Consider the following 12,330-nt stretch of genomic DNA (forward strand, 5'->3'; position numbering starts at 1 on the left):
AAGGGACTTGAACCCTTACGCCTTGCGGCACTAGATCCTAAGTCTAGCGCGTCTGCCGTTCCGCCACGTCCGCAAAACCTGCATGACCCAACTGGTTACCTGCGCCAGCATTCCAGTTGGAGCCCGCCCACCTATGCTAACCCAAGCCGGCTCTGGCTAACCCGGCAGCTGGGCAACAGCAACCTTCAGATCATCTGTGGCGTCCAGAACCACCCAACCTTGCCCCACCGCCCGCTTCCACAGCTCAAAGTGGAGGTGCGGCCCAGTTACCGCTCCGGTCGCCCCCACATAGCCGATGACGGATCCCCGCTCTACCACTTCCCCCGGTGTTACAGCAACTTCGGACATGTGGCCATAGCGAGTGCGCCGACCGCCGGCATGCTCCAGCACAACGGTGATCCCTAGACCCCCCAGGGATCCCGAAGTGACCACCTTGCCGCTTAAAGAGGCCAAGATCGGCGTGCCCATGCTGGCCCCCAAATCCACTCCAGCATGAAACTCCGGCTCTCCGCGGATGGGGTGAATTCGCATGCCAAATCCAGAAGTAATCGGCACCGGGTGAGGTAGGGGGTAGAGCAGTCGTTCGTCACCTGCCGCCAGTTCAGGCAACCTTGGCGTTTGCGGTTCAGGAGCTTGGGGCTGGCTGGGATCCTCGATGCGAATCTCTTGGCCGGGGGCGAGAATGATGCGGCGACCGGAGCTGCGTTCCATCAGCACCACCGGCACCCCACCTTCAGGCTGAGCATGGGGAACCAGGTCATGGTTCTTCTGGGGCTCAATCACGATCTCGCGGCCCATGACCGTCTCTGGGCGGGTTTCTGCCTCAAGGGTCGCAGGGCTGCCCTCTCCCAGGGGAATGGCTCCATCCAGCAGCAGGGCTGCTGCCCCAGGCGTGTCTAGGGCCGGTTCCACCATGGGCGGCGGGGGCAAAGGGGTTAGTTGGGTTTGGGCCAGCAGAGCAGTGGGATAAAACCAGAGCAGAGCCAGCCCCAGCTTCAGCCAAAAGCGCAGCCGCCAAGCTCGGGGGGAGAAAAGGCGCGCTGCCATAACCCAAAGCTTCATCACCGAGTTCAACACAGGCCACATAAAAAACACAAGAGAAATTACAGGCTATCGCCCGCCGGCATGTGATAGCTCAAGCGAACTTGGTCGGGTGTAAGCGTCCGGATGGATTGCTGCTGTTGCAGATGTCGCTCCCCTTGTGTTTGTACTCGCACCCTTCCATCCTCGGCAAGGCCCAAGATCGTGAGGCTAGTCCCCCTTTCGAGCCATTGGACTTGCGGCTTGACCATCCAGGCTTCGTACTCTGAGCGAACGGGGGCAAATCCCCCTTGCAACCAGACGTGGAATCCCTGCTCCATCCCCTGCAGAACCCAGCCGGCAATCTCGGTGCGGTCGAGTGAGCGGTGCAGAGGGGATCCCAAAATTTGGGCTAAGGTGATTGCCCCAATGGGAACGGGGTTGTTGACATTCACCCCCACACCGGCCACCAACCCCAGCAGTTGCCCCCTCCCCCCAAAGCGGCTTTGCACCAGGATCCCCCCCAGCTTGAGCAGAGAATCCGGGCGCTGCTCGTCCACCACCACCAAATCGTTGGGCCATTTCAGCCGCAGCGGGATCCCAAGGTTTTGCCGTAAGCAGCCCGCAATGCCCCAGCCCAAGGCCAGGGTCAGTTCCAGCAGCGAGTGATGCAAGGGCGGGGATCCCAGCCAAACGGACAGGTACAGCCCCCCCGGCTGCGAGTGCCACACTCGCCCATGTTGACCTTGCCCGGCCCGCTGGCGGGTGCTGACCAAAACTGTGCCCACCGGCAGCGGCTGTGGGAAGCGACGCCCCCAATCCAAGAGCAGCCGATTGGTGGAGTCGGTCACCGCCACCTGCAGGAGATAGCGGCCCCACCGGCCCGTTCGGGATCCCAGCCGCGAGGGGGAAAGCATCTCCGTCCGGGATCAGCTCAACACAATATCTTCCGCCGGACGCTGGGCCAGCCGCTTGAGGTTTTGGTAGCGCAACATGTCCAGCAGATCATTGCCCGAGCGCCCCTCCAGACGGGCCTCCACATGCAGCGCCTGCCCTAGGGCCTCCACCGCCTGCAGCCGCGGGATCCCGCGCAACACCAGGCGATCCACCGCATAGGCGTCAGCAGCCAACAGACGACGGTCATTGGTTTGGTCGCGGCGCAACTGCCAGAGGGCCAAGCCACTCAAACCACCCGAAACGGTTGCTCCCACGGGATCCTGTTGTACGGCCTCGAAGATCAAGCTCAACCCCCCCAGAGCTGCTATGGCCAGGTAAAAGTCGATCTGCCGCGACACCGCCCGACTGTAGTAGCCCACCTTGTGCAGGAACAGCCCCGCCCGCTGCAGGGGGGTAAATTGCCGCCACTCGTAGGGCTTGATGAACAGCCGCATCTGCCGTTCCCAGGGCATTTGCCGACGGCCTTTGATCACCACCGTTTGCCGTTCCGAGGCGGGCAAGATCTTCACACTCTCCCGCATACTGGCTGGCAGCAGATCCAACAGGCGCTCAATCTCCGCCTGATCCAGAACGTAGTTTTCGTAGCCGTAGTATTCCGAGTTCATGCCGGGCCTGCTCCTCAGCTTAGTCCCATCGCCTGACGCATCTCTCGCACCGCCCGATCCAGCCCCACCAGCACCGCTCGACTGATAATGCTGTGGCCGATGTTCAGCTCCTCCATGCCAGGGATCCGCGCCACTGGGCCGACATTCCAGTAGGTAAGACCATGTCCCGCATTCACCCGCAAGCCCAGCTGAAGAGCCTGTTGGCTGGCCTTTTCCAGGTGGTCAAGTTCCACCTGCCGCTGAGCTTCGGATGAGGCTTCTGCATAGCGCCCCGTGTGGAGCTCCACCCAGCGGGCTCCCACTTGGGCAGCAGCGGCAATTTGGGTCGGATCTGGGTCGATAAACAAGCTGACGGGAATGCCGGATCCCTGCAGTTGGCCGACCACATCCCTGAGGCGCGACACCTGCCCCGCCACATCCAACCCACCTTCGGTGGTGATTTCCTCCCGCCGCTCAGGAACCAAAGTGACGTAGTCAGGCTTAATCTCCAGGGCAATCGCCACCATCTCCTCGGTGGCTGCCATCTCTAAGTTGAGGTGGGTGCGCACAGTTTGCCGCAGCAGCCGCACATCCCGATCTTGAATGTGACGGCGATCCTCGCGCAAGTGCACCGTAATGCCATCTGCCCCCGCCAGCTCGGCAATCACCGCTGCCGCTACCGGATCTGGCTCCACCGTGCGGCGTGCCTGTCGAAGGGTGGCAATGTGGTCGATGTTAACTCCAAGACTTAACAAGGCTTTACTGCTTTGGGTGTAGAGGAGAATACCCCTAGTATTACATTATTCGATTTACGCCGGTCAGATGAGCCAGGATGCCATGGGCCTCAGGCCGCGAGGGTGTAGGCTTTACTCTATGATCAGGTAGCGACGTCTCGCCTGTGCGGGATCCACTCCGGGCTTGCCATGACTGATCCAGATGCCTCTCTGGCGGTGGGACAACACTCCCTTGTTGACCGGGCGCGAGTGCCGGCTCTAATTGCCCAGTACTTGCCGGTGGAAATCTGCATTTACTACCAAGTCGTCCCCTTGGCCCTGGATACCGACAGCCTCATCTTGGGCATGGTGGATCCCCAGGATTTGGCGGCGTTGGACTATGTGAGCAAAATGCTGGCCTATTCCCAGATTTCCGTCCAGCCAATCCCTCTCACCGCTCAGCAGCAGCAGGATTTAATTGCCTACTACTTCAGCCATCCCCCCGACCCGGCAGAGGTGGAGCGGCTGCGCCTCCAGGCCCAAGCCAACCGGGTGACTCGGGAGGTTCCTGCTCCCGTGTCGGGGCCACCCACGCAGTTGAGGCCAACCCAGCCTCCGTCCGTCCCCGCCGACGAATCAGAAGAGACAGTGCAGCAGTTGCTCAACTCGATGCTGCGGCGGGCTTTGGATGAGAAAGCCGAGCAAATTTTCGTGGAGCCTCAAGAGGGGCCTTCTTGTCGAGTGCGCTACCGCCAGCAGGGGATTTTGCGGGATCTGTTCAAAGATCTCTCCGAGTCCATACGAGCGAAGTTGATCACCGCCATGAAGCGGATGATGGCGCTGGATCCGGAGTTGATCGGGGAGCCGCAGCAGGCAGAGGTGGAGCGGATGTACCGGGGGGAGCCACTGGTGTTGCAGTTGCGCATCATACCGCAGCGCTCCAAAAGTGGCCAGACTGCCGCCTCTAGAGAAGGGGCCATCTTGAGCATCCTGCGAGGGGAAGCTCTCCAGAAATATCAACAAGGCCAGAATAACCTCCGCGTCTCTGAGACCCTAGCTTTGGCCCAACAGACCTATCAACTGCTGCAACAATTGCAAAGTGCTCTCAGCAACACAGTTGACAAGCTTAAGCAGTACCCCAGTCCGCCGCGGAGCGACTGGCCCCTGATGACGGAGGTGTTGGCAGCTATTCAAGCCCAAGCCCAGATGATCGCCATCCACCAGCAGGACTGGGAAAAACTCAATTCCGGCAGTTGACCCCCCAAAACCAGCCCCGAGCAACATCCCTTCAACGGGATCCCTCCCGCAGCAGCACCAAAATCACTCCGGCAATGATGCTGATGGTGGCACCGGCAATCAGGCTGGTGGCTAGACGTTCCAGCCGTTCCCCGATGGTTTGTGAGGTGTCGAACTTAAAAGTGAGCTTTTCGACATCACCTGAGAGCTTTTCGACATCGCCCGAGAGCTTTTCGACATCGCCCGAGAGCTTTTCAACCCGCTCCGAGAGTTTTTCGCTATCCCCTGAGAGCCGATCGATCCGCCTCAAAACTTCCTCTTGTTGTTGGGTGAGGCGAGCTATTGCTTGGCTATTGGCCTCGACCAGGCGCTCGACTCGCTCTAGGCGTTCTTCTGTTGAAATCGTCATGGAGGCTGACAGTCGCGAGTACGGTACACCAGGATACCCATCCTATGCTATTGCCGACTGTTCGTCTCTCCGGCAGGGGTTTAATGGGAGGGCATCCCATTCTGCTGCCCTGGATTGGGTGCGGTAATCTTGAGATCGTGAAGTCTTGTTCGTTAGCTTCCATGCCGTCAAAAGATCCAACTCCTCTGCCCAAGCCCCAGTCGCCATCAGGGGAAACCCCTGCCAGCTCGGGATCCCGCAGCTGGTGGCAGGCGCAACGGGAAAACCTTCTGACGGTGGTGCTGGCTCTGTTGCTGGCCTTCGGCATTCGCACCTTTGTGGCAGAGGCGCGTTGGATCCCCTCCGATTCGATGCTGCCCACTCTGGAAGAAGGGGATCGGCTGGTGGTGGAAAAGGTCAGCTACCGCTTTGGTTCGCCCAGACGAGGCGATATTATTGTTTTCAACCCTCCCGCCAAACTGAACTTCGACGGGGCCTACATCAAGCGGGTGATCGGCCTGCCGGGAGATCGCATTCGCATCGCCAACGGTGAGGTCATCATCAACGGGATCCCGCTGCGGGAAGACTACATCTATGCCCCCCCCGACTATTCTTGCCCTGGCGAGCGCTGTCCTGGAGTTCCCAATCAGGGATCCGAATTCGTGGTTCCTCCCCGCTCCTATTTTGTGATGGGGGACAACCGCAACGACAGCCAAGACTCCCATGTGTGGGGTTTCTTGCCGGAAGAAAACATCATCGGCAACACCATTTTTCGCTTTTGGCCCCCAAATCGCCTACACTTTTTCGCCCCGCCAAAATATCCTGAGCTTCTTCCAGAGGCCCAAGTGTTGGGCAACACAGCCCGGTAGAAAGCCAGCTTGACCCTGTCGGGACTGCTCAGTGCAGCCGCTCCAGCACATAGTCCACCATCTGAAACAAAGCACGACGCGCCGCAGAGTCCGGCAGGCTATACAGCGCTTCGGCAGCCCGCTGGGCGTAGTCGCGGGCCAACTGACGAGAGCGTGGGATCCCTTCGCTTTGATACACCCACTCTAGGGCCTGCTTCAGGTCTTGCGGGTTGGACAGCTCCCTGAGAATGAGCTCTCGCATCTGGGGAAATTCCTCTAGGGCAAACAGAACGGGTGCAGTGAGGTTGCCCTGGATGAGGTCGGATCCCACAGGCTTGCCAAGCGTCTCTGCCGAAGCGGTGAAATCCAGCAGATCGTCGACAATCTGAAAAGCAATGCCCAGATCCCGCCCAAAATCGAACAGGCGATCCGCCACTTCCTCGCTAACCCCGCTCAGCAGGCCAGCAGCCTTGGAACTGCCGGACATGAGGGAGGCCGTTTTGTAGAAGCTCTTGGCCAGGTAGTCTTCCATCGACACATCCGGGTCGAAGCGGGTGAGGCTCTGGCGCACCTCTCCCTCCGGCAAATCCATGATTACTTTGGAAAGGAGCTTCACTACCTCCAGGTTGTCCAGATTGGCCAAGTACCAAGCAGCTTGGCCGAAGAGGTAATCCCCCGCCAGCACGGCTATCCGATTGTCGAAGAGGGTATTCACCGTATCGATGCCCCGTCGCACATCGGCAGCGTCGATGACATCGTCGTGAACCAGGCTGGCCGTGTGGATCATCTCAGTAATCTCTGCCAAGCGCCAATGCCGTGGGGTAATCTCTCCATCTGGAGTGGTGGCGCGGGCGATGAGGAGCACAATGGCTGGCCGGATCCCTTTCCCCCCCGCCGAAAACAGATGTTCGGCAGCCATGGCCAGAATGGGGTGCTTGGCACTGACCAACCGCGTCAGGTTCTGGCGTAAACGCTCCAGATCCGCTTCTACAGGGCCAAAGGGGGAGAGCACAGAGGTCATGGAGCCAAAGTATGAGAGGTTTTACAAAATTTCACATCTTTTTCTATTGTAGAGTACCCCATCGTTCTCGGGGAAAACCAAGCGGTATCATGCAGGCAGTCCTTTGCCCTTTTTATGTCGGATCCCGTCCCCCCACTTCGATCTCATTCCGTTCCACCGCTCCCTTCAGAACCCGATTGGGAGGAGGAGTGGGAGCTGGCGCTGGAAAAGCCGCCGCTGTCTGGGCGGGCCCAGCCTCACCATCATGATCCCCAGTCTCGGCGCAAGTTGACCAACCGCTTGGCTCGCATCGAAGGGCATGTGCGTGGGATCCGCTCCATGATCGAGCAGGATCAGCCCTGTCCAGATGTGCTGCTGCAAATTGCCGCCGTCAAGGGAGCGCTGGATCGGGTGGCGCGGCTGATTTTGGACGATCACATTCGCCACTGCATCCGCCATGCCATCGAGACCGGCAATATCGAAGTGGAGCTGGAGGAGTTGCAGCGGGCTCTGGATCGTTTTATCGGCTAGGTTTTGATGGTCATTTTGATTTAAACTAGGACACTGCACTCACACCTAAAACATTGGATGCACCAGTCTAGAAGGCTTTCTCAGTAGCCCAGGTGTATCACCCTAACCTGAAACGACCATATGATCTAACTCAATCTAGAAACCCCCCCTAGCTTGGTTCAAGGAAACACCAAGCCGGAGTGTTGATGCAGTGGCCAAGGCGGGTTGTCGTTATGCTACCCGCTACCCCAATGTCATTCAGAAGGTTGGGGGGAGGGCTGGGCATAGCGCTCCAGCAGGGATGCGCTTTTCAGTTGCCACTGCAGTCCCATGAAGGCCCAGTCGATAAACTCGTTGATCTCCTCAGCGCTGAACTGCATGGCTTTGCCGATCTCGAAAATTAGCTCCTCTTCTTTTTCCACCAGCTGGCTATTCACCACCGCCATTGCTGCCAAATCCCGCAGGATCAAGGCCCCCGCCGCGTTGCGCATGGGCGGGATCCCACTGATATCCAAAGGCGCACCTGTTTCATCCGCCAGATAGGTCTGGGCCAGTGGCGCTTCGATGCCTACCCCTTCTGCAATTTGCATGAAGAAAGAGGTTTCTTCTTCGTCCAACTGGCCATCCACTCGGGCCACCGCGATCAGGGCCTTGAGGTAGAGCTGGCGCTGCTCGTCTGTCAAATCGGCGTAGTTGATCATGGGAGTTGCTGCTGAGTGTAGGGTTTTCTCTTCAACTCTGCCATGAAGGTTGCCTTCCAAACCGGGGTCGGACATTTTCCAGTCAAGTTCCAGTCAAGCAGAAAATCGCTTAAAATAAAAAGCCTGTGTCTACCGGCCAAACGCCAAAGGCTCGGAGCGAGGCTCTGGAGCTTCAGCAGGCTTGGCGGGTCTAGGCGAACTCTTTTTTGGATTTTTTGGATCTTTACAGCTTGCGGAGCGTCCCCCAAGGAGTGGATACCCCATGGTCAAATTGCGGCTCAAGCGCTACGGAAAAAAGCGGCAACCCAGCTATCGCATCATCGCCATTGAAAGTAAAAGCCGCCGTGAAGCCCGTCCGCTAGAGGAACTGGGTTACTATAACCCGCGCACCAAGGAGACGGTTTTGCAAACGGCAGGCTTGCTGAAGTGGTTGCGTTGTGGCGCTCAGCCCACAGAGACCGTGGACAGTCTCCTCAAAAAGGCCGGCATCTACGAGATGTTGAAAGCAGGGGAAGGCGGAGTGGTTGCCTCGATTCGCATCCCGGCCATGGCCAAGCCTGAAGCTGGGATCCCTGAGGCGGCAGAAGAGGCCCCTGCAACAGAATCCGTGGCCGAGGCTGAGGTCGCCGATGTTCCCGAGTCTGAATTGAGCGAAGCTGCCACCGAGACAGCAGCAGAACTAAGTCCTCCAGAAGCTGAAGTTGAAAAGCCTCAGGTTGAGGAAGCGGTTGAGGCCTAGGGTCGGCTAAGCTTGGCTTGGCCAGTTGTTCCCTCCTGTCGTCTAGCTCTCTATGCCAGACTACAAGGCTCTCGCCCATCTTTTGATCGAACCGCTGCTCAGCAGCGCCTCTCTTCAAATGGATGTGGAAACCACCTGTGGCGGGCGAAAGGTATGGCTGCGGCTGGCCTTTGACCCGAAGGATCGCGGGCGGGTGTTCGGGCGAGGCGGGCGTACCTTGCAGGCGATTCGACAGGTGATGATGGCTGCAGCTCAGTTGGCGGGCCAATCTCTGTACATCGACATCTACGGAGAAGCGGGAGAGCGGGAATGAGCCAAATTCTCACCTTTCTGGGCAAGGGGGGCACAGGTCGGAGCACCTTGGCCGTGGCGGCGGCTCGCGCGGCAGCCCAACAGGGGCGGCGGGTGCTGTTGGTGGGCCATCAGGCGGGGCCGGGGCTGGAAATGCTTTTGGGCGGGATCCCGCTTTCCGGCGAGCCGGTGACCATTGCTGCCAACTTGAGCGTGGTGCAGTTGCGGACAACCCAGCTGCTGGAGCAGTTCTGGACGGCGGCCAAAGAGCTGGAAGCCCGATACGTGCGCACTCCCTTTTTCCGGGAGATCTACGGCCAGGAACTGGGGGTGTTGCCGGGCATGGATCAGGCCCTGGCCCTGGAAGCTCTGCGCCGTTACGATGCCAGCGGCCAATACGACTGCATTCTCTACGACGGGCCGGGGGATCTGACCACCTTGCGAGCTTTTGGGATCCCGGAGGTGGCCAGTTGGTACTGGCGGCGGGCTTCCAAGGCTTTTTTGGGATCCGACTTGGCCAAAACCCTGCGACCCTTTGCCGAGCCGTTGCTGCGTTCGGTGAGCACTGTGGAGTTTTCCTCTCTGGAGGATCTGCCGGAGCGGTTGGGGGGCATGACTAACCTCTTGGAGCAGGGACGACAGGCCATTGCCGATCCGCGCCGCGTGTTGGCCCACCTGGTGACCACCCCTGACCCGATGGCCGTGCAAACCGCCCGTTACCTTTGGGGGAGTGCTCAGATGGTGGGGCTGACGGTGGGTGGCCTCTGGGTTACCCCTCTGGCTCCGGGAGAGGTCTCGGCCGCCGATTTTTTCCCGCTGACAGTACGGACACTCCCCCTGCGTCAGGGATCCGATTGGTCGGCTTTGGAAGCGGCAGTAGGAGGGATGTTCGCCGTGCCGGATGTGCCGCCGCCCGTGGCCATCGACGAGGGAGCCCGTACAGTCAAGCTGTTTATTCCCGGCTTCAGCAAGGCCCAAATCGAGCTGAGCCAGTCGGGCCCGGAGCTGACCATTACCGCCGGGGATCAGCGGCGCAACTTGTTCTTGCCCCCCAGCTTGGCGGGTCGGCAGGTGACCGGGGCCAAGTTTCAAGAACCCTTCCTGGTCATCAGCTTCGGCTAAAACGATCCCCAGTTGTTCCCCTCTGTTCGCGTTAGCGGTATGGAGTCCTCGGGAGAGAGCGATGTTGGCCAAACGGATCATTCCCTGTCTGGATGTGGCGGCGGGGCGCGTGGTGAAAGGGATCCAGTTTGTGCAATTGCGGGATGCCGGGGATCCGGTAGAGCTGGCCCAGGCTTACGATCAGGCAGGAGCCGATGAGCTGGTCTTTTTGGACATCACCGCCACCCACGAAGAGCGGGAGATCTTGCTGGAGGTGGTGCGGCGCACCGCAGAGCAGGTGTTCATTCCCCTCACGGTGGGAGGGGGGATCCGCGATCTGGAGGGGATCCGACAACTGCTGCGGGCCGGGGCAGACAAGGTCAGCCTCAATTCGGCGGCGGTCAGGGATCCGGATTTGGTGACTCAAGCCAGCCGCTGGTTTGGATCCCAGTGCATTGTGGTGGCCATTGATGCTCGCGCCAAACCGCAGGGAGGGGGATGGGAAGTGTACGTGCGCGGGGGGAGGCAGCCGACGGGGCTAGACGCGGTGGAGTGGGCCAAAACCGTGGCCGAACGGGGGGCAGGGGAGATCTTGCTCACCAGCATGGACGCCGATGGCACTCAAGCAGGCTATGACCTGGAGCTAACCCGGCGGGTGGCCGAGGCGGTGTCGGTGCCGGTGATTGCCTCAGGAGGAGCAGGGGAGTGTGCTCATATCCGCCAAGCTCTGCAGGAGGGAGGGGCGGAAGCGGCTCTATTGGCCTCGCTGCTCCACTATGGCCGGCTGACGATTGCGCAGATCAAAGCCGACTTGGCCGCCCATGCCATTCCGGTGCGTTTCTAGCTTGGGGAGGGATCCGTGCAGGCTCAAGATCTGGCCGCTCTCCTGCCTGAGGTGTGCCGCCTGGCAGAAGCAGCAGGGCAGGCCATCTTGCCCTTCTATCGGCAAAAATCGCTGCCGATCCAACTCAAAGCAGATGCCTCCCCCCTAACTGAGGCGGATCTGGCTGCCCACCACCTGATCCTGCAGGGCCTGCAAGAGTTGACCCCAGGGATCCCGGTGCTCTCGGAAGAATCGGGCGGGATCCCTTACCCAGAGCGGCAACAGTGGGAGCGGTTTTGGCTGGTGGATCCCTTGGATGGCACCCGAGAGTTTATCGGGCGCAACGGCCAGTTTACGGTGAATATTGCTCTCATCGAGGAAGGGATCCCCATCCTGGGGGTCGTCCATGCCCCAGCTCTGGGCCTCACCTACGCGGCTGCGCAAAAGCTGGGGGCCTGCAAGAGGGAAAGGACTCCGTCCTGCGTTCACGAACAGCCCATCCGCACCTGCCCTTACGCCCAAGAACCCCTACAAGTGGTGGCCAGCCGTTCCCACAGCAACCCGGAGACGGAGCAGTTCCTCGAGCGGCTGCGGCAGCGCTGTGGCTCTCTGGAAGTGAAGTCTGTGGGCAGTGCCCTAAAGCTTTGCCTTGTGGCCGAAGGATCTGCCCATCTCTACCCTCGCTTCGGCCCCACCCTGGAGTGGGATACTGCCGCTGCCCAGTGCATTGTGGAGCAGGCGGGGGGAAGGGTTACCGATCTGGCAGGGGATCCCTTGCGCTACAACAAGCCCGACCTGCACAATCCATCCTTTGTGGCGGCTGCCGAAGGCATGGCCCAACTGTGGCAGAACCTGATCCCCTGAGGGAAGCTCCGGCTACATGCCCATCTCCGTAGGGTTAAAGCCATCCGGGAACTTGGTGTACTCGTCGTAGAGGGCACCGCGGAAATGGGTGTTGGTGATGATGGCTCCGCGCAGATCGGCCCCAATCCGCAGATCGGCTCGGTTCAGCTCGGCTTCGCTGAGGTCGGCCCTGAGCAATTTGGCCCGGTAGAGGTTGGCCCCCCGCAAATCTGCCTTCACCAACTTAGCCCCAATCAGGTTCACCCGTCGCAGCTTGGCTCCGCGCAGGTCGGCTCCCGAGAGATCTGCTCCCGACAAATCCGCCTCGCGCAAATCTGCCCCACTCAAGTCGGCATCCCGTAGGATAATGCCCTTCAAATTCGCGCCACTCAACTGCGCTCCGCTCAGGTTGGAGCCGGAAAAGTCCCGTTGGCCAGACGCATAAGCCTGCAACAGTTGCTTGGCATCCAAGAGAGGCTTAATACTTGCTGTTGTCATCGCTGTTTGTTCTGATACATTTACGCTGAACACTGCTGAACATCACTGTTCAACTATGCAGCGATAGCATTCTGTTTG

At 59.8% G+C, this 12,330-nt stretch carries 16 protein-coding genes; 8 read left to right on the top strand and 8 right to left on the bottom strand.

Annotated elements, in window-relative coordinates; all coding sequences use genetic code 11:
* Positions 1-156 precede the first annotated feature (156 nt).
* From NW840_RS00540 to NW840_RS00555, 4 genes are read right to left on the bottom strand one after another with little or no spacing between them, the layout of a single operon-like run.
* The gene (locus tag NW840_RS00540) at positions 157-1,047 is read right to left on the bottom strand and encodes a M23 family metallopeptidase (protein WP_414341696.1); all 891 of its coding nucleotides are present in this window, start codon (positions 1,045-1,047) and stop codon (positions 157-159) included.
* Positions 1,048-1,103: 56 nt separating this feature from the next.
* Positions 1,104-1,937, bottom strand: coding sequence for a biotin--[acetyl-CoA-carboxylase] ligase (locus NW840_RS00545; RefSeq protein WP_414341698.1), 834 nt, complete (start codon positions 1,935-1,937; stop codon positions 1,104-1,106).
* 12 nt (positions 1,938-1,949) lie between these two features.
* Positions 1,950-2,582 carry a DUF3318 domain-containing protein gene (locus tag NW840_RS00550; RefSeq protein WP_011432111.1) on the bottom strand — a complete coding sequence of 211 codons (633 nt, stop codon included), beginning with the start codon at positions 2,580-2,582 and terminating at the stop codon, positions 1,950-1,952.
* A 14-nt stretch (positions 2,583-2,596) separates the two neighbouring features.
* Positions 2,597-3,316 (bottom strand): pyridoxine 5'-phosphate synthase, encoded by a 720-nt coding sequence (locus NW840_RS00555; RefSeq protein ID WP_414341700.1) that lies wholly within the window; start codon positions 3,314-3,316, stop codon positions 2,597-2,599.
* A gap of 168 nt (positions 3,317-3,484) precedes the next feature.
* Between NW840_RS00555 and NW840_RS00560 the strand changes: the two genes are divergently transcribed.
* On the top strand, positions 3,485-4,531 hold the full coding sequence (locus NW840_RS00560; protein ID WP_414341703.1) for a hypothetical protein: 1,047 nt from the start codon (positions 3,485-3,487) through the stop codon (positions 4,529-4,531).
* 31 nt (positions 4,532-4,562) lie between these two features.
* Here NW840_RS00560 and NW840_RS00565 read toward each other — a convergent pair whose 3' ends face one another.
* Positions 4,563-4,919 carry a hypothetical protein gene (locus tag NW840_RS00565; RefSeq protein WP_011432108.1) on the bottom strand — a complete coding sequence of 119 codons (357 nt, stop codon included), beginning with the start codon at positions 4,917-4,919 and terminating at the stop codon, positions 4,563-4,565.
* A 161-nt stretch (positions 4,920-5,080) separates the two neighbouring features.
* Between NW840_RS00565 and lepB the strand changes: the two genes are divergently transcribed.
* Positions 5,081-5,767, top strand: coding sequence for a signal peptidase I (gene lepB / locus NW840_RS00570; protein ID WP_414341706.1), 687 nt, complete (start codon positions 5,081-5,083; stop codon positions 5,765-5,767).
* Between the two features lie 28 nt (positions 5,768-5,795).
* On the opposite strand, the gene sds is transcribed toward lepB, so the two are convergent.
* Positions 5,796-6,767, bottom strand: coding sequence for a solanesyl diphosphate synthase (gene sds / locus NW840_RS00575; RefSeq protein WP_041436149.1), 972 nt, complete (start codon positions 6,765-6,767; stop codon positions 5,796-5,798).
* A 114-nt stretch (positions 6,768-6,881) separates the two neighbouring features.
* On the opposite strand from sds, the gene NW840_RS00580 reads away from it, so the two are divergent.
* The gene (locus NW840_RS00580; protein ID WP_414341707.1) at positions 6,882-7,277 is read left to right on the top strand and encodes a metal-sensing transcriptional repressor; all 396 of its coding nucleotides are present in this window, start codon (positions 6,882-6,884) and stop codon (positions 7,275-7,277) included.
* A gap of 233 nt (positions 7,278-7,510) precedes the next feature.
* On the opposite strand, the gene NW840_RS00585 is transcribed toward NW840_RS00580, so the two are convergent.
* Positions 7,511-8,032, bottom strand: coding sequence for a TerB family tellurite resistance protein (locus tag NW840_RS00585; RefSeq protein ID WP_414341709.1), 522 nt, complete (start codon positions 8,030-8,032; stop codon positions 7,511-7,513).
* A gap of 187 nt (positions 8,033-8,219) precedes the next feature.
* Between NW840_RS00585 and rpsP the strand changes: the two genes are divergently transcribed.
* The 5 genes from rpsP (at position 8,220) to cysQ (ending at position 11,775) form a co-directional block, all read left to right on the top strand.
* A complete protein-coding gene (gene rpsP, locus NW840_RS00590) occupies positions 8,220-8,696 on the top strand; it encodes a 30S ribosomal protein S16 (RefSeq protein ID WP_414341711.1) in 477 nt (158 codons plus the stop codon).
* A 52-nt stretch (positions 8,697-8,748) separates the two neighbouring features.
* Positions 8,749-9,009 (top strand): KH domain-containing protein, encoded by a 261-nt coding sequence (locus NW840_RS00595; protein WP_414341712.1) that lies wholly within the window; start codon positions 8,749-8,751, stop codon positions 9,007-9,009.
* Positions 9,006-10,109 (top strand): ArsA family ATPase, encoded by a 1,104-nt coding sequence (locus tag NW840_RS00600; protein WP_414341714.1) that lies wholly within the window; start codon positions 9,006-9,008, stop codon positions 10,107-10,109. Before NW840_RS00595 ends, NW840_RS00600 begins: the two co-directional genes overlap by 4 nt.
* A gap of 61 nt (positions 10,110-10,170) precedes the next feature.
* Positions 10,171-10,932: an imidazole glycerol phosphate synthase subunit HisF gene (hisF, locus tag NW840_RS00605; protein WP_414330140.1), complete on the top strand. Its 762-nt coding sequence runs from the start codon at positions 10,171-10,173 to the stop codon at positions 10,930-10,932.
* A 15-nt stretch (positions 10,933-10,947) separates the two neighbouring features.
* Positions 10,948-11,775 carry a 3'(2'),5'-bisphosphate nucleotidase CysQ gene (cysQ, locus tag NW840_RS00610; protein ID WP_414341715.1) on the top strand — a complete coding sequence of 276 codons (828 nt, stop codon included), beginning with the start codon at positions 10,948-10,950 and terminating at the stop codon, positions 11,773-11,775.
* Between the two features lie 12 nt (positions 11,776-11,787).
* Here the strand turns inward: cysQ and NW840_RS00615 are convergent, their stop codons facing one another.
* Positions 11,788-12,252 carry a pentapeptide repeat-containing protein gene (locus NW840_RS00615; RefSeq protein ID WP_011432098.1) on the bottom strand — a complete coding sequence of 155 codons (465 nt, stop codon included), beginning with the start codon at positions 12,250-12,252 and terminating at the stop codon, positions 11,788-11,790.
* Positions 12,253-12,330: the final 78 nt, after the last annotated feature.

Source organism: Synechococcus sp. R5-13 (assembly GCF_047462015.1).
Classification (GTDB): Bacteria; Cyanobacteriota; Cyanobacteriia; order Thermostichales; family Thermostichaceae; genus Thermostichus.

Bases quoted from the DNA above. Each gene is read 5' to 3' on its own strand.
- sds (WP_041436149.1), bottom strand. From the start codon at position 6,767: ATGACCTCTGTGCTCTCCCCCTTTGGCCCTGTAGAAGCGGATCTGGAG.
- NW840_RS00600 (WP_414341714.1), top strand. From the start codon at position 9,006: ATGAGCCAAATTCTCACCTTTCTGGGCAAGGGGGGCACAGGTCGGAGC.
- NW840_RS00580 (WP_414341707.1), top strand. From the start codon at position 6,882: ATGTCGGATCCCGTCCCCCCACTTCGATCTCATTCCGTTCCACCGCTC.
- NW840_RS00585 (WP_414341709.1), bottom strand. From the start codon at position 8,032: ATGTCCGACCCCGGTTTGGAAGGCAACCTTCATGGCAGAGTTGAAGAG.
- NW840_RS00565 (WP_011432108.1), bottom strand. From the start codon at position 4,919: ATGACGATTTCAACAGAAGAACGCCTAGAGCGAGTCGAGCGCCTGGTC.
- lepB (WP_414341706.1), top strand. From the start codon at position 5,081: ATGCCGTCAAAAGATCCAACTCCTCTGCCCAAGCCCCAGTCGCCATCA.
- NW840_RS00550 (WP_011432111.1), bottom strand. From the start codon at position 2,582: ATGAACTCGGAATACTACGGCTACGAAAACTACGTTCTGGATCAGGCG.
- NW840_RS00615 (WP_011432098.1), bottom strand. From the start codon at position 12,252: ATGACAACAGCAAGTATTAAGCCTCTCTTGGATGCCAAGCAACTGTTG.
- NW840_RS00545 (WP_414341698.1), bottom strand. From the start codon at position 1,937: ATGCTTTCCCCCTCGCGGCTGGGATCCCGAACGGGCCGGTGGGGCCGC.
- rpsP (WP_414341711.1), top strand. From the start codon at position 8,220: ATGGTCAAATTGCGGCTCAAGCGCTACGGAAAAAAGCGGCAACCCAGC.
- hisF (WP_414330140.1), top strand. From the start codon at position 10,171: ATGTTGGCCAAACGGATCATTCCCTGTCTGGATGTGGCGGCGGGGCGC.
- NW840_RS00595 (WP_414341712.1), top strand. From the start codon at position 8,749: ATGCCAGACTACAAGGCTCTCGCCCATCTTTTGATCGAACCGCTGCTC.
- NW840_RS00540 (WP_414341696.1), bottom strand. From the start codon at position 1,047: ATGGCAGCGCGCCTTTTCTCCCCCCGAGCTTGGCGGCTGCGCTTTTGG.
- NW840_RS00560 (WP_414341703.1), top strand. From the start codon at position 3,485: ATGACTGATCCAGATGCCTCTCTGGCGGTGGGACAACACTCCCTTGTT.